Origin of the sequence: Providencia sp. R33 (assembly GCF_019343475.1) — a bacterium.
Lineage (GTDB): Bacteria > Pseudomonadota > Gammaproteobacteria > Enterobacterales > Enterobacteriaceae > Providencia.
Genome location: NZ_CP072453.1, coordinates 4,429,201 through 4,454,388, shown reverse-complemented (window position 1 = coordinate 4,454,388; position 25,188 = coordinate 4,429,201). Strand labels below are relative to the sequence as shown.

20 protein-coding genes are annotated in these 25,188 nt (G+C 41.5%); 6 read left to right on the top strand and 14 right to left on the bottom strand.

Annotation, left to right across the window (positions count from 1 at the left end; genetic code table 11):
• Positions 1-332: 332 nt before the first annotated feature.
• From dapB to ribF, 6 genes are all read right to left on the bottom strand, one after another.
• Positions 333-1,154, bottom strand: coding sequence for a 4-hydroxy-tetrahydrodipicolinate reductase (dapB, locus tag J6836_RS20670; RefSeq protein WP_219245698.1), 822 nt, complete (start codon positions 1,152-1,154; stop codon positions 333-335).
• Positions 1,155-1,444: 290 nt separating this feature from the next.
• The gene (gene ispH / locus J6836_RS20665) at positions 1,445-2,398 is read right to left on the bottom strand and encodes a 4-hydroxy-3-methylbut-2-enyl diphosphate reductase (RefSeq protein WP_219245697.1); all 954 of its coding nucleotides are present in this window, start codon (positions 2,396-2,398) and stop codon (positions 1,445-1,447) included.
• A complete protein-coding gene (gene fkpB, locus J6836_RS20660) occupies positions 2,379-2,849 on the bottom strand; it encodes an FKBP-type peptidyl-prolyl cis-trans isomerase (protein WP_219245696.1) in 471 nt (156 codons plus the stop codon). Before fkpB ends, ispH begins: the two co-directional genes overlap by 20 nt.
• An 83-nt stretch (positions 2,850-2,932) precedes the next feature.
• The gene (gene lspA / locus J6836_RS20655) at positions 2,933-3,436 is read right to left on the bottom strand and encodes a signal peptidase II (RefSeq protein WP_219245695.1); all 504 of its coding nucleotides are present in this window, start codon (positions 3,434-3,436) and stop codon (positions 2,933-2,935) included.
• Positions 3,436-6,246 (bottom strand): isoleucine--tRNA ligase, encoded by a 2,811-nt coding sequence (gene ileS / locus J6836_RS20650; protein ID WP_219245694.1) that lies wholly within the window; start codon positions 6,244-6,246, stop codon positions 3,436-3,438. Before ileS ends, lspA begins: the two co-directional genes overlap by 1 nt.
• 28 nt (positions 6,247-6,274) lie before the next feature.
• Positions 6,275-7,213, bottom strand: a complete 939-nt coding sequence (gene ribF, locus J6836_RS20645; protein ID WP_219245693.1) for a bifunctional riboflavin kinase/FAD synthetase — start codon at positions 7,211-7,213, stop codon at positions 6,275-6,277.
• Positions 7,214-7,802: 589 nt separating this feature from the next.
• Between ribF and rpsT the strand changes: the two genes are divergently transcribed.
• Positions 7,803-8,063, top strand: coding sequence for a 30S ribosomal protein S20 (rpsT, locus tag J6836_RS20640; RefSeq protein ID WP_219245692.1), 261 nt, complete (start codon positions 7,803-7,805; stop codon positions 8,061-8,063).
• 58 nt (positions 8,064-8,121) lie between these two features.
• Here rpsT and nhaR read toward each other — a convergent pair whose 3' ends face one another.
• Both nhaR and nhaA read right to left on the bottom strand, forming a co-directional pair.
• Positions 8,122-9,039 carry a transcriptional activator NhaR gene (gene nhaR, locus J6836_RS20635; RefSeq protein WP_219245691.1) on the bottom strand — a complete coding sequence of 306 codons (918 nt, stop codon included), beginning with the start codon at positions 9,037-9,039 and terminating at the stop codon, positions 8,122-8,124.
• Between the two features lie 193 nt (positions 9,040-9,232).
• Complete coding sequence (nhaA, locus tag J6836_RS20630; protein WP_219245690.1) at positions 9,233-10,408, bottom strand: Na+/H+ antiporter NhaA; 1,176 nt, start codon at positions 10,406-10,408, stop codon at positions 9,233-9,235.
• Positions 10,409-10,801: 393 nt separating this feature from the next.
• Between nhaA and J6836_RS20625 the strand changes: the two genes are divergently transcribed.
• On the top strand, positions 10,802-11,650 hold the full coding sequence (locus J6836_RS20625) for an EamA family transporter (RefSeq protein WP_219245689.1): 849 nt from the start codon (positions 10,802-10,804) through the stop codon (positions 11,648-11,650).
• A gap of 76 nt (positions 11,651-11,726) precedes the next feature.
• On the top strand, positions 11,727-13,127 hold the full coding sequence (locus tag J6836_RS20620) for an amidohydrolase (RefSeq protein WP_219245688.1): 1,401 nt from the start codon (positions 11,727-11,729) through the stop codon (positions 13,125-13,127).
• 64 nt (positions 13,128-13,191) lie between these two features.
• Here the strand turns inward: J6836_RS20620 and dnaJ are convergent, their stop codons facing one another.
• Complete coding sequence (dnaJ, locus tag J6836_RS20615) at positions 13,192-14,331, bottom strand: molecular chaperone DnaJ (protein ID WP_219245687.1); 1,140 nt, start codon at positions 14,329-14,331, stop codon at positions 13,192-13,194.
• A 109-nt stretch (positions 14,332-14,440) separates the two neighbouring features.
• Positions 14,441-16,351, bottom strand: coding sequence for a molecular chaperone DnaK (gene dnaK, locus J6836_RS20610; RefSeq protein WP_219245686.1), 1,911 nt, complete (start codon positions 16,349-16,351; stop codon positions 14,441-14,443).
• A gap of 337 nt (positions 16,352-16,688) precedes the next feature.
• On the opposite strand from dnaK, the gene satP reads away from it, so the two are divergent.
• Positions 16,689-17,255: an acetate uptake transporter gene (gene satP, locus J6836_RS20605; RefSeq protein WP_219245685.1), complete on the top strand. Its 567-nt coding sequence runs from the start codon at positions 16,689-16,691 to the stop codon at positions 17,253-17,255.
• A 58-nt stretch (positions 17,256-17,313) separates the two neighbouring features.
• Here satP and mog read toward each other — a convergent pair whose 3' ends face one another.
• Together mog and tal are read right to left on the bottom strand one after the other, a co-directional pair.
• A complete protein-coding gene (gene mog, locus J6836_RS20600) occupies positions 17,314-17,895 on the bottom strand; it encodes a molybdopterin adenylyltransferase (protein WP_219245684.1) in 582 nt (193 codons plus the stop codon).
• Positions 17,896-18,084: 189 nt separating this feature from the next.
• Positions 18,085-19,038, bottom strand: coding sequence for a transaldolase (gene tal, locus J6836_RS20595; protein ID WP_219249571.1), 954 nt, complete (start codon positions 19,036-19,038; stop codon positions 18,085-18,087).
• Positions 19,039-19,569: 531 nt separating this feature from the next.
• Between tal and yaaA the strand changes: the two genes are divergently transcribed.
• Together yaaA and J6836_RS20585 are read left to right on the top strand one after the other, a co-directional pair.
• Positions 19,570-20,346 carry a peroxide stress protein YaaA gene (yaaA, locus tag J6836_RS20590; protein ID WP_219245683.1) on the top strand — a complete coding sequence of 259 codons (777 nt, stop codon included), beginning with the start codon at positions 19,570-19,572 and terminating at the stop codon, positions 20,344-20,346.
• Between the two features lie 191 nt (positions 20,347-20,537).
• The gene (locus J6836_RS20585; protein WP_219245682.1) at positions 20,538-21,527 is read left to right on the top strand and encodes an aldo/keto reductase; all 990 of its coding nucleotides are present in this window, start codon (positions 20,538-20,540) and stop codon (positions 21,525-21,527) included.
• Positions 21,528-21,580: 53 nt separating this feature from the next.
• Here the strand turns inward: J6836_RS20585 and J6836_RS20580 are convergent, their stop codons facing one another.
• Together J6836_RS20580 and J6836_RS20575 are read right to left on the bottom strand one after the other, a co-directional pair.
• Positions 21,581-22,003, bottom strand: coding sequence for a DUF411 domain-containing protein (locus J6836_RS20580; protein ID WP_219245681.1), 423 nt, complete (start codon positions 22,001-22,003; stop codon positions 21,581-21,583).
• A 35-nt stretch (positions 22,004-22,038) separates the two neighbouring features.
• A complete protein-coding gene (locus tag J6836_RS20575) occupies positions 22,039-25,185 on the bottom strand; it encodes an efflux RND transporter permease subunit (protein WP_219245680.1) in 3,147 nt (1,048 codons plus the stop codon).
• Positions 25,186-25,188: the final 3 nt, after the last annotated feature.

Sequence of the window (25,188 nt, the reverse complement as noted above, 5' to 3'; positions counted from 1 at the left end):
TTCTAATGATGAGATAGGGTCTTGTCTAGAAAAAAATGCATTTTTTACACTTTTATCTTACTTTTATAGCCACCACCTCTAGTTTACTCAACATGATCACTAAAAATGATAGCCAATATGAATAAGTAAACGGTTGCTAAGCAAGATAACTGCATAATTGATAATAACGCAGCTTGAATCGAGATTAAAGGGAAATTAACCGAGTAAAAGTCAATTAAATCGATGAAATTAACTATAAATAATGATTTAAAATAGAATAATATACAAAATCGTTATAAACCAATAAATAATTATTATTATATTGATTTATAACGATAATTTAAAATTTAAAATTAAAGATCATCAAGACAAAGTACGTCTTTCATATCATATAACCCAGATTTTTTAGCAAAAACCCAAGAAGCTGCCTTAATTGCGCCATTTGCGAATGTCATTCGGCTCGACGCCTTATGCGTGATCTCTACACGTTCACCGATATCAGCGAATATCGCAGTGTGTTCACCCACAATATCACCAGCACGAATTGTTGCAAAACCGATAGTGCCTGCTTCACGCTCACCAGTATAACCCTCACGGGTATAGACAGCGCAGTCTTTTAGGTCCTTCCCTAAAGCACCCGCGATAGATTCACCCATTGCTAATGCCGTGCCCGATGGTGCATCAACTTTATGGCGGTGGTGAGCTTCAACGATTTCAATATCCGTATAAGTTCCCATCACTTTGGCTGCTTTTTCGAGTAATTTAAGCACCAAATTGACACCAACACTAAAGTTTGCTGCGAAAACAATTGGGATAACTTTTGCTGCATCAGCAATAGCTTGTTTGCCTTGTTCGTCAAAGCCTGTTGTCCCGATAACCATGCCTTTTTGGTTTGCTTTACAAAATGCTAAATAGTGCAGCGTGCCTTCAGGACGCGTAAAATCGATAACAACATCAAAATCGTCAACGACTTTATCAAGTGAGTCCGTAATATAAATTCCTAACTTTCCAACCCCAGCGAGCTCACCTGCATCTGCGCCAATCAGTGAGGAGCCTTCTCGCTCAATAGCAGCGCCTAATTGAATGCCATCTTGTTGTTGTGCTGCTTGAATTAACTGCCGCCCCATACGACCACCTGAGCCGACAATAGCAACACGTACCACTGAATTTGCCATGGTTCATCCTTTTTCATTATTGATGCAACTGACTAAATTTAAACTGTTGTTCCAAGCGAATATCAGTATTTTCGCTGGCAATTTAACTCATTATTGCGTTACAGATTAACCATCATGGTGAGATTCTGCCAGTACTAATCGACAGTTATTAACAAAAACGTAGAGCACAGACTAATTATCAGAAAAAGTGTTGATGATAAGAAAAATAGGGAAGGAAAATCGTAAATAGAAACAAGATAGAGCCACTTTGATGATGTAAAATGGCTCTTTGAACAGTATGTCGCTATGTATTAGTTAATTTCTTTAACTTCTACGCGTAATTCTTTTGGCACTTCAAAAACAATATTCTCTTCACGGCCTTGTAGCTCAACAACGGAATCAGCACCAAGTTCTTTTAATCTATCAATGACTTGGCGAACTAAAATATCGGGTGCTGATGCCCCTGCAGTTAGACCAATAATGTTTTTATCAGTTAACCACTCGGTTTTAATATCCTCTGCACCATCAATCAAAAATGCAGGCTTTTGCATTCTTGATGCGAGTTCAGCGAGACGATTCGAGTTTGATGAGTTTTTCGAGCCAACCACTAGCACGATATCAGCCCGCTCAGCCAGCTCTCTAGCAGCTTCTTGGCGGTTGGTTGTTGCATAGCAAATATCGTCTTTACGTGGCCCAACAATACTTGGGAAGCGCGCAGTCAATGCATCAATGACCTCTGAAGTGTCATCAACAGAAAGTGTGGTTTGTGTCATAAACGATAAATTATTTTCGTCTTTGACTTTTAATTTCCAAACATCTTCAGGGCTTTCAACAAGGTACATGCCACCTTCAGGATTACTATATTGCCCCATTGTCCCTTCGACTTCTGGGTGCCCCGCATGACCAATCAAAATCGCTTCTTTCCCTTTACGGCTTGCACGAGCGACTTCCATATGTACTTTAGTGACTAACGGGCATGTTGCATCAAATAGCATGGTCAAATCACGAGAACGCGCTTCTTGACGGATAGCTTGTGACACACCATGAGCTGAGAAAATTAAGATAGAGCCATCTGGCACTTCAGAAATTTCTTCAATAAAAATAGCACCACGCTGACGCAAATCATCAACAACATAACGGTTATGAACCACTTCATGACGAACATAAATAGGAGCGCCGTAAAGTTCTAATGCTCGTTCTACAATGCTAATTGCGCGGTCAACACCAGCACAAAAACCACGAGGGTTAGCCATTAATATTTGCATTGTGATTCTCCAATTGCGGGTCTACTTCAAGCACTTCAATTTCAAAGCTAATTTGTTGCTCAGCGAGTGGGTGATTAAAATCAACAGTGATAGACTCACCTTCAATTGATTTTACTACACCCGGCATTTCGCTGCCATTCATTGCCGTAAATAACATGATAGTCCCAATTTCAGGGATACCAGTATCCATAAAATCTCGCAATGAAAAATACTGAACTAAATCAGGGTTATGTTTACCAAAAACAGCATCACCGGGTAATGAAAAGTTTTTCTTTTCACCTTCATTAAGCCCCATGAGTTCAGACTCAAGTTCAGGTGATAATGAATCATTCCCTAACACAAACAACGCAGGCTTTCCTTGTGCGTGTGAAGAATCTGCTGTAGAGCCATCTTCCAGTTTCAATGTGAAATGCAGTAAAACTGCGCTCTGAGCCTGTATTTGAGTAGACATAAACCAAACCTATTTTGTCATAAAATTCAGCCCAGAAAATCTGGGCTGTGTGTTATTTCATTGTAACCTATTGCACTACCAATTTATTTTGCTTTTTCCTGCTTTGGCTTTTCAGGTAAAAAACCTTCAAAAATAACTAAAGCAGCACCAATACAAATTGCCATGTCAGCTAGGTTGAATGTTGGCCAATGCCAATTACCAACATAAACATCCAGGTAATCAACAACAAACCCATGAACCAGTCGATCACTAAGATTGCCAATTGCCCCGCCAATAATTAATGCGTAAGCAATATTGGATAAGCGTTTTTGCGCGCTTTGGCGATACATCATTACCATTAAAATAATGGAGATCCCCACCGCAATACCCGCAAAGAACCAACGCTGCCAGCCACCTTCATCAGCCAAGAAACTAAATGCCGCACCAAAATTTTGCGCGTACATAATGTTGAAAAAAGGCATTACAGCATGTGGTTCGTACAGATTTAGGTCTTTTAGCACTAACTGCTTTATTCCTAGATCTGCCACGATAATCACGATGGTCAGCCATAGCCAACGCAAGCCAGTAGAACAAATAGGCGTCTTCATTAAGCAAACTTACGTAATTCGCCGTCACCGGCTACGTTAGTCACACAGCGACCACAAATTTCTGGTTGCTCGCTTGATGAGCCGATATCGCTCGCATAATGCCAACAGCGTGGGCATTTTTCGCCTTCTGCTTTGCTAAAGGCAATTTTAAGGCCTTTTAGCTCACTCTCTTGCGCATCAGCAGGCGCCGTTGCAATATCCGCGACAGTCGCTTGAGAAGTCAGCAGAACGAAACGCAGTTCATCACCTAAACTTTGCAGTTTATTCGCTAAGTCTTTATCTGCATATAACGTCACCGCAGCTTCTAATGAGCCACCAATGTGCTTATCGGTACGCGCTTGCTCTAACACTTTATTCACTTCACCGCGAACCGCCAGCAGTTCAGACCAGAAGCTGTTATTCATTTCATTTGACTCATCTAAGCCAAATAAGCCGTTATACCATTCTTCGGTCAGAACGAATTGAGCGCGTTTACCTGGTAACTCATTCCAGATTTCATCTGAAGTGAAGGAAAGAACAGGGGCAATCCAACGCACTAACGCTTCAACGATATGGTACAGAGCCGTTTGGCAGCTACGACGCGCTAAGCTGTCGCCTTTCGCTGTGTACTGACGGTCTTTAATGATGTCCAGATAGAATGAACCCATTTCGATAGAACAGAAATGCATTAAACGCTGAATAACAGATAAGAAGTCATATTCATCATACGCTTTAGCGATTTCTTGTTGTGCTTCAAGCGCACGGCTAACCGCCCAGCGGTCTAACACCACCATATCTTCTGGCTTCACCATATCCGTTTCTGGATTGAAACCGTTAAGGTTCGCCAACAAGAAGCGCGCGGTGTTACGAATACGACGATATGAATCCGCAGCACGTTTTAAGATTTCATCAGAAACGGCGATTTCACCTGTATAATCCGTTGAAGCAACCCATAAGCGCAGGATATCCGCACCCAGCTTGTTCATCACGTCTTGTGGACTCACCGTGTTGCCTAATGATTTAGACATTTTTCGGCCTTGACCATCAACAGTGAAACCGTGCGTTAATACTTGACGGTATGGTGCTTTGCCTTTCATTGCCGTTGATAACATCAATGAGGACATAAACCAGCCACGGTGTTGGTCAGAGCCTTCCAAGTACATATCAGCTGAATTGCCATGGAATTCAGGGCGTGCATCAACCACAGCAAAGTGCGTAGACCCAGAGTCAAACCAAACGTCCAGTGTATCTGGTACTTTGCGGTAAGTTTCGGCTTCATCACCCAGTAATTCAGCTGGGTCAAGATCCCACCATGCTTGAATACCATCAACTTCAACGCGTTTAGCGACTTCTTCCATTAATTCTAACGTACGCGGGTGCAGCTCTTCGGTATCTTTATGAACAAACAAAGACATCGGAGTCCCCCAAGTACGCTGGCGAGAAATACACCAGTCAGGGCGGTTTTCAACCATTGACTCAATGCGTGCGCGCCCCCAACCAGGGATCCACTGAACAATATCAATTTCTTTCAAAGATTGTTCACGTAAGCCATTTTTGTCCATGCCAATAAACCATTGTGGTGTCGCACGGAAAATAACTGGGGTTTTATGGCGCCAGCAGCATGGGTAGCTATGGGTAATCGCTTTTTTATACAGCAACACACCTTTTTCATTTAACAGCTCAACAATCAAATCGTTAGCTTTAAAAATGAACACGCCATCCAATGTTGGATAGGTATTTGGTAAGAAACAACCATCTGGCCCAACTGGGTTGGCTGTTTCCAAACCGTATTTTTGGCCGACTACATAGTCTTCAGGACCATGGCCTGGTGCAGTATGCACAGCACCAGTACCCGCATCTAATGTAACGTGGTCACCTAAGATTGCAGGGACATCAAAGCCCATAAATGGATGTTCGAAGCGTAATAAGTCAAGTGCAGAACCTTCACATTCACCTAAAACTTCCCAAGCGTCGATGCCGACAGTTTTCATCACATCTTCAACAAGGTCAGCCGCTAAAATGACTAATTCGCCATTCGCTTGTACCAAGTTGTATTTGAATTCAGGGTTCAATGAGATTGCGCGGTTAGCAGGTAATGTCCACGGTGTTGTTGTCCAAATAACCAGTGATGGTGTTTTATCACTCGTGACACCGAATTTTTCACACACGGCTTTGCTATCTACCGCTGGGAAGCGAACGTAGATAGATGGTGAAGTTTTGTCATAATACTCAACTTCGGCTTCTGCCAGTGAAGAACCACATGCGGTACACCAATGAACAGGCTTAGCACCTTTCACTAAATGGCCGTTTGCAATGGTTTTCGCTAATGCTCTGATGATGTGGGCTTCCGTTTTGAAGTCCATGGTTAAGTAAGGTTTATCCCACTCACCCAATACACCAAGGCGCATAAAGTCAGCTTTTTGGCCTTCAATTTGCTCTTTAGCATATTGGCGGCATTGTGCACGAAATTCAGCGGCGGAAACTTTTTCGCCTGGTTTACCCACGATTTGTTCAACTTTGTGTTCAATCGGTAAGCCATGGCAATCCCAACCAGGAATATACGGGGAATCATAACCCGCTAACCCTTTGGATTTAATAATAATATCTTTGAGAATTTTGTTAACTGAGTGACCAATATGAATACTGCCGTTAGCATACGGAGGACCATCGTGCAGAATAAACGTTTTCTTGCCCGATTTTGCTTTACGGATTGCCTGATACAAACCTTCTTTGTACCAGCGCTCTAACATCTGTGGTTCGCGTTTAGCGAGATCGCCACGCATTGGGAACCCTGTTTCTGGTAGATTCAGGGTATTTTTATAGTCACTCATCGATTCTCAGTTCCAATTTTCCGCTAAATTATCTGATTCCTATTGCAGTGAGGTATTCTCTTGCTGCAATTACATCATTAGCAATTTGCTCCTTAAGCGCTTCCAACGAAGCAAACCGCTGCTCATCACGCAATTTCTTACGTAACACTACATCGATATGACGCCCATATAAATCCATAGTGGCATCAATCAGATGAACTTCTAACTGCGTTCCTTTTCCAGATACAGTCGGTCGTGTGCCGATATTCGCCACACCCGGCAAAGGCTTATCACCTAAACCGTAAACTTCTACAGCATACACACCCGTGACAGGTGTGACTAAACGTTTTAACGGTAGGTTTGCCGTCGGAAAACCTATTGTTCTACCAAGTTGGTTGCCATGAACCACTCGTCCGCTAATACGATAAGCATGCCCTAACAAGTTTTCTGCTAACTCAAGGTCATTATCTTGAATTGCCTTTCGAATAGCGGTACTACTTATGCGAAGACCTGAATCGCAAAAGCTTTCTGTATCCGCTACCTCGAAACCGAACTCTCCACCTGCCTGTTGCAAAAACGCAAAATCCCCCATGCGATTTTTTCCAAATCGGAAATCATCACCAATGGCGAGATATTTCACCCCTAACTTGTCAACAAGTAAATCAGAGACAAACTCAGTCGGTGTTAAAGAGGCAAAGTGCTGGTTAAATTCGACACAGAGAAGATAATCAATACCGCTGTCTGCGAGGTATTTCACTTTATCTCTTAAGCGTGTCAAACGCGCAGGCGCTTTATCACCAATAAAGAATTCAAGGGGTTGTGGCTCAAAAATCATCACAACCGTGGGCAAGCCAAGTTCCTTACCCTTGAGTTTCAAATTTTGTAGCAACACCTGATGCCCACGATGGACACCGTCAAAATTACCAATAGTCAGCACGCAACCATGATGGCACGCCCGGATATTCTGTATACCGCGAATTAGCTCCATAACAGGCTCAATACCGAGGAAATTGCAGGATTATACCTTGTACGACGCATAAGGTTAACCTTAGTTCGCAAAAGGTTTCATTAAACCCTATTTTTTTGATCGCTATACGACCTAATTAGCTGTCATTTTACGTGAACAGCAAACCATAATGCTACTCAATATGGGCGCTTAGGCATAGGCATCAAAAAAAGTTGGGATAACCAATGGATTATCAATACAACAAATTTGTTCCGAGGTCTCTAAAAATATTCAATTTTTATCGTTTTCTCGTCAATGCCTATAGCTAAACATATTTTACGATTAATAAGCAATCAATTCACGAGCAAATATCATACTACCCTCTGATTGATGAGCTAAATTTTTTTTCTATTGTAATTGTTTTTAATTTTCTGACATCAATTACGCATTTTTTCACGCTAAGATCTGTATTCTTCTCATATTTGCTGATAGAATCTTGCACCATTCACAGCGCATGAACATCGAAGTACACGATGTTTATTTGCACAAATCCATTGACAAATGCAGGGCGAAAGGGCATATTCCTCGACCTTTGAATTGTCCTCAATAGAATACATTTGGGAGTTGGACCTTGGCTAATATCAAATCAGCTAAGAAACGTGCCGTTCAGTCAGAGAAACGTCGCCAGCACAACGCTAGCCGTCGCTCTATGGTACGTACTTTTATCAAGAAAGTTTACCTTGCTATCGCTGCTGGCGATAAAGAAGCTGCTCAGAAAGCATTCAATGACATGCAACCTATTGTTGATCGTCACGCCGCTAAAGGCCTGATCCACAAAAATAAAGCAGCACGTCATAAAGCTAACTTAGTTGCTCAAATCAAAGCAATGTAATTTTGCTTCTTGATTAGCTAAAAAAACCGGCCTTGGCCGGTTTTTTTATTTATTCAATTTATTGCTCAAGCCTATTAAATGGTACAGAAAATAACTCTGAAAAATCTTTATTACAAACTCGCTGCACAGCTGGATGCTGGATCATTCTTTCTGCAAAAATAACGTAATATTCTTCTTTTACATTTTCTAATCGACCCAATTCCACAATATCCTCTCCACCTAACAGGTCAGGTGTATACTGTGAAGGTGCAACAAAAATCGCATTATAATGCATCCCAAATGCTTTCATTAACGCAGCATCATCGAACTCACCTAAGACTTCTACTTGTAAGTTTTTATTGCGTATCCAAGCTAAGATATGCCGACCTAATAGATAACGTCTTCCAGGAATGAGTAAACGGCGTTCTTCTAAGCATTCAGGAAATGGTTTTTTCGGTATTGGCTGACGGCAAAAAAAGCTCATGTTGCATTCACCCAATTTGACAGAAAATAACCCCTCTTGCTGAGACGAATCAACAGGGCAGTCCGATAAAATCATATCCAATTTATGTTGGCTTAATTGCTCTAGTAACAGTTCATGGGTTGATTCAAAGCAGCGCAAATGAATTTGCTCATGTTCGACAACTGTCGTTTCTAGTATTCGGCTTACTAACTGCTTAGACAATGTATCAGCGACACCAACATCAAATAACAAGTTGGATTCTCGACTATAATTTACGATATCTAGCATTTCTTGGCTAAGCATAAACATTTTGTCTGCATAGCGAAAAATAAGTTGCCCAAGTTCCGAAGGTACCAGACCACGGCCTTGCCGCTTAAATAATTTACCACCTAAGCGTTCTTCTAGCGCCTTTATTTGCCCCGTGATAGTCTGAGGAGTCAGGTAAAGTGCTTCTGCTGCCCCAACGACAGAGCCTTCTTTACATACATGCCAAAAGTAGTAAAGATGGTTAAAATTTAAATGTGAAACCCGCATATCGATTCCTTTTGTATCGTCAATAACCACCCTTGGTGCTATTCACCATACATATCTACCTGTACTCCACGACTTAGGAGCTTTTATTATGTATACCGTAGTGTACCCATCAAAGGACACACCACGGTATATCATAGAATATTAGTTCGGAAATTCTTACTAATAATTAACTAAATTACTGTATAACTCTAGTTCATTCTAATTGTTTTTGCTTCGGTAAGACTACCCTTAACATAAAATAACCAAGTAGCGCTGAAACTGTCGAGCCAATTAAAATACCTAGGCGAGAGTAAGTACTATATACCTCATCCATGCCATCAAATGCGAGTCCGGTTATAAAAATAGACATAGTAAAACCGATCCCACATAGCACTGAAACGGCAAAAACTTGCTTTAAATTAATCGACTCTGGTAATTTCGCAAAACCAAGTTTTACCGAAATCCAACTAAATAAGAAAATACCAATTGGCTTACCAAATATCAGCCCTGCAGCGACACCTAGTGGCAATGGACTTAATAACCCATCAAAAGTCACACCTTGTAACTGCACACCCGAATTTGCAAATGCAAAAATAGGCAAAATTAAATAGACAACCCACGGATGTAAGACATGCTCAAGCTCTTCAGAAGGTTTTGTTTGGTTTGTGCCCTGTAATGGAATTAAGAAACCAACAATAACCCCCGCCAATGTTGCATGAACACCTGATTTTAATATACACACCCACAATATCAGCCCTATAACTAAATAAGCTGCTGTATTTTCCACTTTGCGCCAGTTCATTGTGACCAATATTGCAATACATAACGCAGCCAAACTTAGCGCAATCATTGAAACAGAACTTGTATAGAAAAAGGCAATAATTACAATGACACCAAGGTCATCGATAATGGCTAACGCTAATAAAAAGACCTTTAACTCTGTGGGTACGCGCTTACCTAATAAAGCCATAACGCCTAAAGCAAATGCAATATCTGTTGCCGCTGGTATCGCCCAACCTTGTTGAGTGATTTCATTTCCACCATTAAAAAGCAGATAAATTAATGCAGGAGCAATCATCCCACCTAATGCTGCAATTGCTGGAAATATGGCTTTATCACGACCCGCGAGAGATCCTTCCAATAATTCACGTTTAACTTCAAGACCCACGACTAAGAAAAAAATAGCCATTAGGAAGTCATTAATCCATAAAATTAATGGCTTATCTAAACCGAAGTCTGAAATTTTAATCGACACAGGTATCTCTAAAAATTGCTGATAAGCCCCTTGCAATGGCGTATTAGCCATAATCAAAGCAACTATGGCAGCAATAATCAGGAGTAAGCCCCCTGCTGCTTCTAACCTTAAGAATTTACGAATAATTGCTGTCATTTCTTTTAACCTCAATATTTTTTGAATGTTAATATTATGATAATTATTAATTCGTAAAAAATCGTTTATTTATCCATTAAAGCTCGGAATTAACGATCAATTCAGGTTAGAGATCACTCAAAATGATAAAGAAACGTTAATTTCACTATAGACAACTTTTATAAAAACAAATAATAAATTTATTAAAAAAATGACTTTATAAATTCAACTTTTTCTCGTTTTTTCTAAGGTTACATTTTTTGATGTTCTTGTCGCAATCATCTATTTTTTCGGTTCGAAGGGTTTCGCAATAATTTTTAATATGGGAGACTAAGTTACAACCATTTTGCAAAGCGCTTCGCAAAACAAATTTCTTTATTTTTCAAACAAAAAAATAATCTTTATTCTTAAATTATGACCACTTACGTATTATTAGCCGTCCTTTTTGCTGCATTTTGCCATGCAAGCTGGAACGCCTTAGTTAAATTTGGTAATGACCGTTTTTTTGGTCTCGTAATGATTTCTTTTTTTTCGGGTGTATTAGCCATCCCTGCAATATTTTGGTTAGGGCTACCATCTCCCGAAGCAATGCATTGGTTGGCATTATCGGTTTTGTTCCACATTGGCTACACCTACTTTTTAAGCCAAGCTTATACATACGGTGATTTGAGCCAAATTTATCCTATATCACGCGGCTCTGCGCCATTGATTACGGCATTACTTGGTGCCTTATTATTCAATGAGTTTATTCCATTAATGGGTTTTATTGGCATACTACTCATTATTAGTGGCGTTTTACTCATCGCCTTTGCTGGAAGAAAATTTAAATTAAATATCAAAGGGAGAGCATTAGCTTTTGCTTTATTTACTGCCTTTTTTACTGCCTGCTACACGCTTTCAGATGGCCATGGGGCACGAGCCAGTGAAGACCCTGTCGTATATACGCTTTGGCTCTTTTTATTAAATGGTATTGTTTTAACCATTCCTGGCCTTATCAAATACCGCGGAACATTAGTGCTAGGTTTACAGCAATATTGGCGTTCTGGGTTATTAGGCGGGCTAATGCAATTAGTAAGCTATGGCATCGCTATCTGGGCTATGAGCCAAGCACCTATTGTTATGGTGGCAGCAATCCGAGAGACCAGTGTGCTATTTGCAATGTTTCTTTCGATTGTGTTTTTAAAAGAAAAATTCAATCTGATGCGAATATTAGCCTGTCTGGTGATTTTATCCGGTGTTTTACTTGCTAAGCTCAGCGGTTAATTAGCGCTCTCGCTAAGTCTGCTTGAGCCTTTTATAAAAAATAAAAACTAATTTTTCATTTAGATATGAGGTAACAATGTCTTTTACAAAATCCTTATTAGCCCTCGCAACAATGACGGCTTCTTTTGCCAGTTTTTCAGCCACACCTGCGGATATTATGATTGTTGGTGGTACTGTCTTAACGATGGATGCTAAAAATCGTATTATCGAGAACGGCACTGTGGTTATTAAAGAAAATAAAATCATTGCGGTTGGTGGCCCTGAACTCACGAAAGATTACCACGCTCCGAATGTGCTCAATGTTGAGGGCGATATTGTCATGCCTGGTTTAATTAATACCCACACTCACGCCTCAATGACTGTTTTTCGTTCATTAGCAGACGATGTTCCAGACCGCTTACATCGTTATATATTTCCCCTAGAAAGTAAGATGGTAAGCCGTGAAATGGTCCGTATTGGGGCGAATCTTGCGAATATTGAAATGATAAAAGGCGGTGTCACAACGTATGTCGATATGTATTATTTTGAAGACGAAGTGGCTAAAACAGTGGATAAAATTGGCTTAAGAGCGGTTTTAGGCGAGTCAGTCATCCAGTTCCCTGTTGCTGATGCCAAAAACGCAGATGAAGGCATTCAATACGCAATAAATTTTATTAATCAATACAAAGACCACCCTCGTATAACACCAGCTTTTGCCCCACACGCCCCTTATACCAACTCAACTGAACATTTACAGCAAATTTCAAAGTTGTCTCAAGAACTTGATGTTCCTGTAATGATCCACTTAGCTGAAACTGATCGCGAACAAGAAGAAATCGCGAAACGAACTGGCGGAAAAAGCCCCGTTCAATACATGGCGGATATTGGTGCTCTGAATAACAAAGTCATTGCCGCACATGCCATTATGGTGAATGAACAAGACATGGATTTGCTGAAAAAATTCGATGTCGGTGTCGCGCACAATATCAGTGCCAACACCAAATCAGCAAAAGGCGTTGCGCCTGTCACAACCATGTTAGAAAAAGGTATCCGTGTAGGGTTAGGAACTGATGGTCCAATGTCGAGTAATACCCTAACGACGTTAAATGAGCTCAATTTAGTTGGTAAAATTCATAAACTGGAGAACAAAGATAGAGCTGCAATGCCCCCACTCACTGTCGTTGAGCTAGCCACCAAAGGCTCAGCCAAAGTGCTACATATGGAAGATAAATTAGGCTCCCTTGAAACAGGCAAACTTGCAGATATTATTGTGATTGATACTAAATCGCCAAATATGGTGCCGATGTATAGCCCATATGCCGCGCTCGTTTATGGGGCGAATGGTGCCAATGTTCGTCATACCATTGTGGACGGTAAAGTTTTGATGCAAGACCGCCAATTGCTCACCGCAGATGAAAAAGTGATTATTCAAGAAGCACAAGACTTTGCAAACAAAGTACGCGAAACGGTTATCGCCAGTGGGGAAGTCGTTAAATAATATAAAAAATGGCTGGTTCTGCATTTCACAGACCAGCCATTCTAATTTAGAGAATGATTAACACTTATTTATTCGTTAAATCATCAAAGAATTTTTTCACGCCATCTAGAAAGCTTTTCGAACGTGGGCTATTTTTTTCCCCGCTCTTGCCACCTAAGGACTCACCAAACTCTTTGAGTAACGCTTTTTGTTTCTCATTCAGTTTTACCGGTGTTTCTACAACAATGTGGCACATCAAATCACCTTGCAGACCACCACGCACCGATTTCACGCCTTTTCCTTTCATACGGAAAATTTTGCCAGTTTGGGTTTCCGCTGGAATTTTCAGTTTCACACGGCCATCAAGGGTTGGTACTTCAATTTCACCACCCAATGCTGCATCGGCAAAGTTGATTGGTACTTCGCAGTGCAGGTTATTACCATCACGCTCAAAAATGTTATGAGGCAATACATGAACCTGAACGAATAAATCTCCTGCTGGAGCACCGTTCTCACCTGCTTCGCCTTCACCAGACAAACGAACACGATCACCCGTATCAACACCCGCTGGAATTTTCACTGACAGTGTTTTATATCTTTCAACACGGCCATGACCATGACATTTGTTGCATGGATCTTTGATCACTTTTCCGCGACCATGACAGGTTGGGCAAGGTTGTTGTACCGAGAAAAAGCCTTGTCGCATATGCACTTGACCCATACCATGACAGGTAGAGCATGTATCCGCACTGGTTCCTGGTTTCGCGCCGTTGCCATGACATACATCACAGGTTTCTAGCGTTGGAATACGAATTTCTTTGGTCACTCCACGAACAGCCTCTTCCAGAGTCAATTCCATGTTGTACTGCAGATCAGAGCCACGGCTTGGGCGTTGTTGTCTGCGACCGCCTCCGAAAATATCACCGAAGACGTCACCAAAGATATCGCTAAAGTCAGCACCACCGCCGAAGCCGCCACCGCCGCCCATTCCGCCTTGTTCAAACGCAGCGTGACCATATTGGTCATAAGCGGCACGTTTTTGCTCATCGGAAAGAACTTCGTAAGCTTCTTTAATTTCTTTAAATTTTTCTTCAGATTCATCTTTATTATCCTGATTACGGTCAGGATGGTATTTCATTGCTAAGCGCTTATACGCTCTTTTGATGTCTTTTTCTGAAGCATTCTTTTCAAGTTCTAAAACCTGATAAAAGTCTCTTTTTGCCATTTAATTTACCCTTAACATGCGGAACGGGCGCAGAGTTCCCTCAACGCCCGTATCCGGTATCAGTAACTATTAACCATCATCACTACAGCTACTGCGCCCGCTAAGGGCATTATTTTTTGTCTTTATCGTTAACTTCTTCGAACTCAGCGTCAACAACATCGTCATCTTTCTTCGCTTCTGCGCCAGGTGCACCGCCCGCTTGAGCTTGTTGCTGTGCGATTTCCAGAAGTTTTGCAGATGCAGTGACTAAAGCTTGGATTTTCGCTTCGATATCCGCTTTATCTTCGCCTTTCGCTGCTGCTTCTAACTCAGATGTTGCTTTTTCGATGTTTGCTTTATCGTCCGCTGGTAATTTGTCACCTGCTTCTTCGATTTGTTTACGTGTACCGTGAACCAGTTGGTCAGCTTGGTTACGAACCTGCACTAACTCTTCAAATTTACGGTCAGCTTCTGCGTTCGCTTCCGCGTCACGTACCATTTTTTCGATTTCTTCGTCGTTTAGACCTGAAGAAGCTTTAATGGTGATGTTTTGCTCACGACCGCTGTTTTTGTCTTTCGCAGACACATGCAAGATACCATCAGCATCGATGTCGAAAGTAACTTCGATTTGTGGCATACCGCGTGGTGCTGCTTGGATACCGTCTAAGTTAAATTGGCCCAGTGATTTGTTATCACCCGCACGTTTACGTTCACCTTGCAGAACATGGATTGTCACGGCTGCTTGGTTATCTTCAGCAGTTGAGAACACTTGGCTGTGTTTTGTTGGGATAGTGGTATTCTTCGAAATTAACGAAGTCATCACGCCACCCATAGTTTCGATACCTAAAGACAGAGGCGTTACGTCAAGTAACAGAACGTCTTTAACATCACCGGCTAAAACACCACCTTGTACTGCTGCACCCATTGCAACCGCTTCGTCTGGGTTAACGTCTTTACGTGGTTCTTTACCAAAGAAGTCTGCAACCACTTTTTGAACCATTGGCATACGTGTTTGACCACCGACTAAGATAACGTCGTTGATTTCGCTCACGCTTAAGCCGGCGTCTTGCAGAGCAACTTTCACTGGTTCCATTGAACGTTTAACTAAGTCTTCTACCAGTGACTCTAATTTTGCACGAGTCACTTTGATGTTCATGTGCTTTGGACCTGTTGCATCTGCAGTGATGTATGGCAGGTTCACATCAGTTTGTTGTGCAGAAGACAGCTCAATTTTTGCTTTTTCAGCAGATTCTTTCAGACGTTGCATTGCTAACGGATCGTTACGCAGGTCAACACCTTGTTCTTTCTTAAATTCTTCAACTAAGTAGTTGATTAAACGTGTATCGAAGTCTTCACCACCTAAGTGAGTATCACCATTGGTTGCCAGAACTTCATAGGTTTTTTCGCCATCAACTTCATCAATTTCGATGATTGATAAGTCGAATGTACCACCACCTAAGTCGTAAACAGCAATTGTACGGTTACCAATTTCACGGTCTAAACCATAAGCTAATGCCGCTGCTGTTGGTTCGTTGATGATACGTTTTACTTCTAAACCAGCGATACGGCCCGCATCTTTAGTAGCTTGACGCTGAGCATCATTGAAGTATGCAGGAACAGTAATAACCGCTTCTGTCACTGGTTCACCCAAGTAATCTTCCGCTGTTTTCTTCATTTTTTTCAGAACTTCAGCAGAAACTTGTGGTGGAGCCATTTTTTGGCCTTTCACATCTAACCAAGCATCGCCGTTATCTGCCGCAATGATTTTGTATGGCATGATAGCGACATCGCGCTGAACTTCTTCGTCTTGGAAACGACGACCAATCAAACGCTTGATTGCAAATAAAGTATTTTCTGGATTAGTAACAGCCTGACGTTTTGCTGGCTGACCAACTAAAATTTCACCATCTTGAGTGTACGCAATGATGGAAGGAGTAGTTCTGTCACCCTCGCTGTTCTCCAGAACACGAGCGGTAGTACCATCCATAATTGCAACGCATGAGTTAGTTGTACCCAAGTCGATACCAATAATTTTACCCATCTAAAACGCCTCCAAAGGAATTCTTTTCACTATGATTTCGATATCAATCTATATGCGGCTCAATATTTCTTTTTCAAGGGTGTTTTTAACCCTGAGCCTAAATTATTTTTCAATACGCAATAATTCACAGAGATATCGGTTGATGCTTTAAAGATGGGGTCGTAAATCCATTCATCAAGGGGGGAATTAAAAAAAATTTGCATTTATTGCAAAAAAACCTGTCTTGTGATCATTGTTTAGACAACTAAAACTGCGTATGATTCGCCGCCACTGCCATTTTGGCGGTGTTTAATTTTAATTTATCTATTTGAATTTTATATATTTTACCAGAGGTTATATGCAGTCTAGCTCTCTTGCAAATCCAGGCCCACTTGGTTTACTAGGCTTTGGTATGACAACCATCCTGCTGAATATTCATAACGCAGGATTTTTTCCGCTTTCATCTGTTATTTTAAGTATGGGTATTTTTTATGGTGGGATTGCCCAATTTATCGCAGGGCTAATTGAATATAAGAAAGGCAATACATTTGGCGCAACCGCATTTACCTCTTATGGGATGTTTTGGATTGCATTAGTTGGCTTATTATTTTTACCTACCATGGGGTTAGCCGAAGCAACTTCCCCTGAGTTTTTAGGCGTTTTCCTCGCGATTTGGGGCGTATTTACCTTCTTCATGTTCCTTGGCACATTTAAAGCGAACTTTGTGCTGCAATTTGTTTTCGGCAGCTTAACTGTCTTATTTGCCTTACTTGCCATCGGTAATCTGACAGGCAACGCTGCGCTACTCAAGTTTGCAGGTTTCGAAGGAATTATCTGTGGCGCGAGTGCGTTCTATTTAGCGGTCGCAGAAGTGTTAAATGAGCAATATGGTAGAACTGTGTTACCTATTGGCCAGCGTGGCTAATTATTGCTAATGATATTTAATCAGGTGAGTGAATGCTCACCTGATTGCATTCAAAGAATTACTCGGTACGGATCGCCGATTTTGGCCTAAATGCTTTCACTATGGCAGGATCCGTTTCCACATACGGGCCATCAAGCAATTGAATACAATAGGGAACGCTGGCAAAAATGCCAGATACCAACACATTACCTTCTTTATCTTTTAGCCCTTCTAATGTTTCAGCAATCGCTTTTGGTTGCCCCGGTAAATTCAATATTAAGGCTTGATTGCGGATCACGCCGACCTGACGCGATAGAATAGCCGTGGGAACAAATTTCAGGCTAATTTGGCGCATTTGCTCACCAAACCCCGGCATTTCACGATCAGCAATGGCTAACGTTGCATCTGGTGTCACATCACGACGAGCAGGCCCTGTGCCACCTGTTGTGAGCACTAAATGACAGGCAAATTCATCCACTAGCTCACACAAAGTTTGTTCAATCATGATTTGCTCATCAGGAATTAACCGTGTTTCAATGCGAAAAGGGGTTGTCAGCGTTTTTGCTAACCACTCTTCGAGTGCTGGGATGCCTTTATCTTCGTAGATACCGCTCGAAGCACGATCAGAAACCGAAACCAGACCTATGCGCAATTCATTCATACAAACCTCAAAAATTGACTTATCAGAAACTGTTTAACTTTGCCCATAAACAGGTGCGGTATCATACCATGAAGCATGTTTTCGTGCAGCGTTGCGGTTTTTTTATATTTAAATTGAGAAGTAACTCAATGAATAATAGCCATAAAAAAACCCAACCAATTGGCTGGGTTTTGACGAAGCTAGAAAAAATTACAGAAGATCTGCAATCATTTTTTCCAGTTTTTCTTGGTCTACAGCGAACTTACGGATACCGTCAGACAGTTTATCAACCGCCATTGGATCTTGGTTGTGCTGCCAGTAGAATTCAGCTTCAGTCAGTTTAGCGCCTGGCTCTTGTGTTTTGCCTGCATCTGTCAGTTTACGCACTAATGCGCCTTCAGACTCAGACAGCTCTTTCAGTAGGCCTGGGGAGATTGTTAAGCGGTCACAACCTGCTAATTCAATGATTTCGCCCACATTACGGAAGCTTGCACCCATAACCACAGTTTTGTAGCCATGCGCTTTGTAGTAGTTGTAGATTTCAGTCACAGAAACCACACCTGGGTCTTCTTGTGGTGCAAACTCTTTTTTGTCAGTATTTGCTTTGTACCAGTCAAGGATACGGCCCACAAATGGAGAGATCAGGTAAACACCTGCTTCCGCACAAGCACGTGCTTGAGCAAAAGAGAATAATAAAGTCAGGTTACAGTTGATGCCTTCTTTTTCCAGTTTTTCCGCCGCGCGGATACCTTGCCAAGTTGACGCTAATTTAATCAGGATGCGATCATTGCTGATACCTGCATCGTTATACATTTTGATTAAATGACGTGCTTTAGCAATACAGGCTTCTTCGTCATAAGAAAGACGTGCATCAACTTCAGTAGAAATACGACCCGGAACTAATTTCAGAATTTCCAGACCGATATTCACAGCCAGTTTGTCACAAGCATCGATAATTTGTTGCTCGCGATTGCTGCTTTGCTTACGTGCCCATTCAACCGCTTCATCAATTAATTTACGGTACTCAGGAATTTGTGCAGCATTTAAGATCAGCGACGGGTTAGTGGTCGCATCTTGTGGTTTGTAAAGCTTCATTGCTTCGATGTCGCCGGTATCAGCAACAACAGTTGTCAGACTACGTAAGGAGGTCAGTTTGTCGGTCATTTCTTTAGTCTCGTTGTTATACCCGTCATATTTCAAGTTGTCGCGGTGTTGGCTACACTCTCTAGCCCTAGTCATATACTGATGTATGCTCCTAGAGACTCGTTTACTTGCCGCCTACCTACAACTTGAAGTATTTAGGGTAACCCGTCATGCTTCAAGTTGTCGCGGTGTTGGCTACACTCTCTAGCCCTAGTCATATACTAATGTACCCTCCTAGAGACTCGTTTGCTTGCCGCCTACCTACAACTTGAATTACTTTGCGTATTATAAAGGAATTGTGGCTATCGCCGCACCGTCTACAGATAATATCATGCATCCATATTGCTGCAAGCAAGGAAATCTAGTCAAAAGCAACTATTTGATTGGCAATCGGTTTCGCAACTTGATATCAAGCTGAATCCTTTTAGCGAAATATCTCGTTAGCTAACAATAGCAAAGAATAATATTGATTTGGCTTATTGCATCAATTAGCTATTTAGGATGAATTTTTGCTAAAGTAAGCGTTATTATTCTTTTATAAAGGGTCAAGTCATGCTTATTACTATTTCACCTGCAAAAACATTAGACTACGAAAGCCCACTTGCGACAGCGAAATTTACACAACCTGAGTTATTAACGGAATCGCAAAAGCTCATTAAAGAATGCCGTAAGTTAACCCCCGCAGATATTGCCAGTTTAATGAAGATCAGTGATAAGCTGGCAGGCCTCAACGCCGCTCGTTTTGCAGAATGGCACGCTGACTTTACCCCTGAAAATGCACGCCAAGCTATTTTAGCCTTTAAAGGTGATGTTTATACGGGGATGCAAGCAGAAACATTTTCCCCTGCGGATTTTGAGTTTGCCCAGTCTCATTTGCGTATTTTATCCGGCCTTTACGGCATTTTGCGCCCGTTAGATTTAATGCAGCCTTATCGCCTTGAGATGGGAATTTCACTAAAGAATACACGCGGTAAAAACCTATATGAATTCTGGGGCGATATTATTACAAAACAATTGAACCAAGCGCTTGCTGAGCAAAAAGACCAAGTTTTAGTCAATCTAGCTTCTGATGAATATTTTAAATCGGTAAATACCAAAAAATTAGATGGGCAGATTATTAAGCCTGTTTTTCTTGATGAGAAAAACGGCAAATACAAAGTTATCAGCTTTTATGCGAAGAAAGCGCGTGGCTTAATGAGCCGGTTTATTATTCAAAATAAACTGACAAAAACGGATCAATTATCCGACTTTAATTTAGAGGGCTATCAATTTGATGAAAGCCAATCTAAAGGTAATGAACTGATTTTTACTCGCCCAGAACAAATTTAATCTCCCAATAACGGGTATTTACTCACAGTGAATATCCGTCGCTTTCAATGCATCACAAAATTCTTCGTATGCCATCACAATTTTGCGATAAAACAACCACACTAAATCAAATTAGCATCGATTCCTCAGCTCACATTTGGGGTTTATGTCAGTATCAAAGAGGTTTTTGCTCACTATTTTGGAGGTGAAGTATGCCGTATATTGCATCATCAAAGCGCTATACTGAAATGGAATACCGTTTATGTGGCCGTAGTGGACTACGTTTACCACTGATTTCATTAGGGTTATGGCATAACTTTGGCGATAACAAGTCGTTTGATAACTGCCAAGCCATGCTGCGCCATGCTTTTGACCTTGGTATTACGCATTTTGATCTTGCCAATAATTATGGCCCTCCACCGGGATCTGCCGAAACAAAATTTGGCCAGATCTTACAACGGGACTTCCTGCCTTATCGTGATGAAATGATCATTTCATCAAAAGCGGGATATACCATGTGGGATGGCCCTTATGGTGATTGGGGCAGCAAGAAATATTTAGTCGCCAGTCTAAATCAAAGTTTAAAACGAATGGGCCTTGATTATGTGGATATTTTTTACCACCATCGGCCAGATCCCAATACGCCATTAGAAGAAACCATGGGCGCTCTTGACCTTATTGTTCGCCAAGGAAAAGCGCTGTACGTTGGAATTTCAAACTACCCTGCGGATTTAGCGAAAGAAGCCATTGGTATTCTCACTGAATTGGGGACGCCTTGCCTTATCCACCAGCCCAAATATTCTATGTTTGAACGCACACCTGAAGAGGGGTTACTCGATCTACTTGAAGAAGAAGGTGTCGGTTCGATCGCATATTCTCCACTCGCGGGTGGGATCTTAACGGATCGCTACTTAAATGGTATCCCCGCCGATTCACGAGCTGCAGGTAACCCATCACTCCCCCCGGAACGACTCACTTCTACCGTCTTAGCAAAAGTTAAACAGTTGAATGAGATTGCGGCAAAACGTGATCAAAAACTAAGCCAAATGGCATTAGCGTGGTTATTACGCCATGATAGGATCACTTCCGTTTTGATTGGGGCAAGCCGTATTAGCCAAATTGATGACGCGATGGAAATTTTAAAAAATCGCGACTTCAGCCAAGAAGAACTCAAATCCATTGAGCTAATATTAGAAAGCTAATACTATTCACACAAGTTGCAGGATCCCCTGCAACTTAATGAATTTTTACTGAATTAACGGTATTCACCATTGGCTTTAAATTGAACCACTGAATATGGCTGCGTTCTTCCATCTGGCTGTTCCATACCTAAACTACCGATTGGCATACCCGGTACTGAAATTCCAACTACATCCGCAGGCAACGCATCAATCGCATCTATGCTGCTCACAGGCACGTGCCCAACAATCACTTTGCCTTTGTATTTAGCGATATGGCAGCTGCGTAAGTTGTATGGCACATTGAGCTCATCATTTAGTTTGTTCAACTCATCATAACTGATTTCATTGACCACAACGTCATACCCTGCTTTTTTAACGCCTTCCCCCCATAGCTGGCAGCAACCACAGTTGGCATCTTTATACAGTTGCACGCTCTGGTTTTGAGAAAATGCAGAAAATGACAGTAAAAACATTCCACCTAAAATTATCTTTTTCATTGCTATTTACCTTATCAATAATAATGGCTAATACTTCAAAAGTGTCTATTTTTATGACGTATTTGGCAGATCAATTTATATGCAGCAGGAATGATAAATAACGATAATAACGGTGCAGTTATCATTCCCCCGATCATTGGGGCAGCAATTCGGCTCATCACCTCTGACCCCACTCCCGTTCCTAATAATATGGGTAATAAACCCGCTAAAATAACAGCTACGGTCATGGCTTTTGGGCGAACACGCAATACAGCACCTTCATATAACGCGCTATCTAAATCCTGATTGGATAAATTACTTATTCCTTGCTGTTTTTCTCTATCCTCAATGGCGTGCCTTAAATAAATCAACATCACCACGCCAAATTCGGCAGCAACCCCCGCCAGTGCAATAAAGCCAGTGCCTGTTGCAACGGATAAATTAAAGTTCATCCAATACAGGAACCAAATCGCACCAACTAAAGCAAAAGGTAAACTTAATAAAATTAGCAAAGCTTCACTAAAGCGCCTAAAGGCTAAATAGAGCAAGACAAAAATAATCATGATAGTCGCGGGTACCATTAACATTAATTTTTGATTGGCTCTTTCAAGTAATTCAAATTGCCCAGTGAAGGAATAACTGACTCCCGGTTTCATTTGAATATTATTTTTTATCGCCGTATCGATATCATTAATAACAGAGACCATATCTCTATCCCGTGCATCGATATAAATCCAACTGGTTGGCCGTGCATTTTCTGTTTTCAGCATCGGTGGACCCATTTGCACCACGACATCGGCCACATCACTGAGGACAATTTGTTGCTTATTAGGTGTTAAAATCGGTAATAATTTCAGTGCAGAAACACTGTTTCGGTAATCCTGTGGGTACCTTAGGCTAATAGGGTAACGTTCTATCCCTTCAACAGTTTCCCCTATCATCTCCCCACCTGTCGCCGTTGAGATATACACCTGCACGTCACTGATACTCATACCAAAACGAGCAGCTTTTTCCCTGTCGATTTTGACATCAATGTACCGACCGCCCACTAACCGTTCAGCTAATACAGAGACGACCCCTGGGACTGTTTTCGTCACTTTTTCAATCTGTTGTGCAAATGCATCGATTTCTTCAAGGTCTTTCCCTGACACTTTAATACCTATCGGGCTTTTGACCCCAGTAGAAAGCATATCGATTCGATTACGAATCGGTGGAACCCATAAATTAGCAACCCCTGGCAAACGCACAGTTTCATCTAACTCATCGATAATTTTTTCCAGTGTCATCCCTTCACGCCACTCAGACTGTGGCTTTAAACGAATGGTAGTTTCGATCATTTCCATCGGCGCTGAGTCAGTGGCGGTTTCTGCTTTCCCCACTTTGCCAAAAACAGTATCAACTTCAGGAATGGCTTTGATTAACTTATCAGTATTTTGCAATAAAAAAGCCGCTTGAGCAGGAGATACCCCCGGTAAGGTCGACGGCATATACAGTAAATCACCTTCGTTAATTGATGGGAGAAATTCACCCCCTAAATGCTTTAATGGCCATATCACGGTAAACAATGACAGAACACCAATCAGCAATGTCATTTTCGGCCACGCCAATACCTTTAATAAAATTGGGCTATATATTGCAATTAGCCAACGATTTAGTGGGTTTTTATTTTCATTTGGGATATTACCGCGGATCCAATACCCCATTAATATCGGGATCACGATTAATGCTAATGCAGCAGCGCCCGCCATCGCATAGGTTTTGGTAAATGCCAGAGGCCCAAATAAACGCCCTTCTTGGCCTTCCAACGTAAAGATAGGAATAAAAGAAAGTGTGATAATAAGTAAGCTGATAAATAATGCAGGCCCAACTTCAACTGCTGAGTCCGTAATTAATTTCCAACGCTGCGTATTATCGAGAACTTGCCCTTCATGTTGATGTTGCCATTTTTCTAATTTTTTATGGGCATTTTCAATCATCACAATAGCCGCATCCACCATTGCGCCAATGGCAATCGCAATTCCCCCAAGCGACATAATGTTTGCATTTATTCCTTGGTATCGCATAACAATAAACGCAATGAATAGCCCTAGAGGTAAAGAAATAATTGCCACCAAAGCAGAACGAAAATGCCATAAGAAAACCGCACAAACTAGGGCAACAACAATGAATTCCTCTAGCAGTTTATAACTAAGGTTATCAATCGCATTATCAATCAGAATGCTTCTATCATAGGTTGTGATGATTTCAATGCCTTCAGGTAAACTGGCACTTAAATCCTCAAGTTTTTGTTTTACATCATGAATAACATTTCGCGCGTTTTCACCTGAACGTAATAAAATGATCCCGCCAACAACTTCACCTTCCCCGTTAAGCTCCGCAACACCACGGCGCATTTCAGGGCCTTCTTGAATACGAGCGACATCTTTCAGGTAGATTGGGACGTTATTTTCTGCCATTTTCAGGTAAATTTTATTAAAATCATCTATAGATTGCAGATAACCATTAGCTCTAACCATAAATTCAGCTTCAGCAATTTCGATGGAAGAGCCACCCGCCTCTTGATTGGCCATTTCAACAGCTTGTTTTATTTCAGGTAACGTCACTGAAAACTGCGCTAACTTAAGCGGGTCGGCAATGATTTGATAAGATTTCACCACACCACCAACGGTTGCAACTTCAGAAACGTTTGGCAGTGCTTTTAATTCATATTTCAAAAACCAATCTTGGAGTGAACGTAATTCAGCTAAGTTATGCTTACCACTTTTATCCACCAGCGCATATTCAAAAACCCAACCAACACCGGTTGCATCTGGACCAATTGAGGCAACTGCGCCTTTTGGAAGTTTTGATTGGACTTGATTTAAATACTCTAAAACCCGCGAGCGCGCCCAATATAAATCGGTATTATCTTCAAAAATAACATACACATAAGAGTCACCAAAGGCCGAAAACCCGCGAACTGTTTTTGCCCCTGGCACAGATAACATCGTGGTTGTTATTGGGTAAGTGACTTGGTTTTCAACAAGTTGAGGAGCTTGCCCTGGGTAAGTGGTTTTGATTATCACCTGCACATCAGATAAGTCAGGTAAGGCATCAACAGGCGTGCTGCGGATGCTCCATATTCCTGCGAACACTAAAAATACCACGCCCATTAAGACTAAAAAGCGATTTGCCACCGAGCGTCTTATAATCCATTCCAACATAGT

What these genes read in the sequence shown, in the direction of transcription:
- yaaA (WP_219245683.1), top strand. Translation starts at nt 19,570, where the DNA reads ATGCTTATTACTATTTCACCTGCAAAAACATTAGACTACGAAAGCCCA.
- ribF (WP_219245693.1), bottom strand. Translation starts at nt 7,213, where the DNA reads ATGGAGCTAATTCGCGGTATACAGAATATCCGGGCGTGCCATCATGGT.
- satP (WP_219245685.1), top strand. Translation starts at nt 16,689, where the DNA reads ATGCAGTCTAGCTCTCTTGCAAATCCAGGCCCACTTGGTTTACTAGGC.
- nhaA (WP_219245690.1), bottom strand. Translation starts at nt 10,408, where the DNA reads ATGACAGCAATTATTCGTAAATTCTTAAGGTTAGAAGCAGCAGGGGGC.
- J6836_RS20585 (WP_219245682.1), top strand. Translation starts at nt 20,538, where the DNA reads ATGCCGTATATTGCATCATCAAAGCGCTATACTGAAATGGAATACCGT.
- nhaR (WP_219245691.1), bottom strand. Translation starts at nt 9,039, where the DNA reads ATGCGGGTTTCACATTTAAATTTTAACCATCTTTACTACTTTTGGCAT.
- J6836_RS20620 (WP_219245688.1), top strand. Translation starts at nt 11,727, where the DNA reads ATGTCTTTTACAAAATCCTTATTAGCCCTCGCAACAATGACGGCTTCT.
- lspA (WP_219245695.1), bottom strand. Translation starts at nt 3,436, where the DNA reads ATGAAGACGCCTATTTGTTCTACTGGCTTGCGTTGGCTATGGCTGACC.
- dapB (WP_219245698.1), bottom strand. Translation starts at nt 1,154, where the DNA reads ATGGCAAATTCAGTGGTACGTGTTGCTATTGTCGGCTCAGGTGGTCGT.
- dnaJ (WP_219245687.1), bottom strand. Translation starts at nt 14,331, where the DNA reads ATGGCAAAAAGAGACTTTTATCAGGTTTTAGAACTTGAAAAGAATGCT.
- tal (WP_219249571.1), bottom strand. Translation starts at nt 19,038, where the DNA reads ATGACCGACAAACTGACCTCCTTACGTAGTCTGACAACTGTTGTTGCT.
- ispH (WP_219245697.1), bottom strand. Translation starts at nt 2,398, where the DNA reads ATGCAAATATTAATGGCTAACCCTCGTGGTTTTTGTGCTGGTGTTGAC.
- dnaK (WP_219245686.1), bottom strand. Translation starts at nt 16,351, where the DNA reads ATGGGTAAAATTATTGGTATCGACTTGGGTACAACTAACTCATGCGTT.
- J6836_RS20575 (WP_219245680.1), bottom strand. Translation starts at nt 25,185, where the DNA reads ATGTTGGAATGGATTATAAGACGCTCGGTGGCAAATCGCTTTTTAGTC.
- mog (WP_219245684.1), bottom strand. Translation starts at nt 17,895, where the DNA reads ATGAATGAATTGCGCATAGGTCTGGTTTCGGTTTCTGATCGTGCTTCG.
- J6836_RS20625 (WP_219245689.1), top strand. Translation starts at nt 10,802, where the DNA reads ATGACCACTTACGTATTATTAGCCGTCCTTTTTGCTGCATTTTGCCAT.
- J6836_RS20580 (WP_219245681.1), bottom strand. Translation starts at nt 22,003, where the DNA reads ATGAAAAAGATAATTTTAGGTGGAATGTTTTTACTGTCATTTTCTGCA.
- fkpB (WP_219245696.1), bottom strand. Translation starts at nt 2,849, where the DNA reads ATGTCTACTCAAATACAGGCTCAGAGCGCAGTTTTACTGCATTTCACA.
- ileS (WP_219245694.1), bottom strand. Translation starts at nt 6,246, where the DNA reads ATGAGTGACTATAAAAATACCCTGAATCTACCAGAAACAGGGTTCCCA.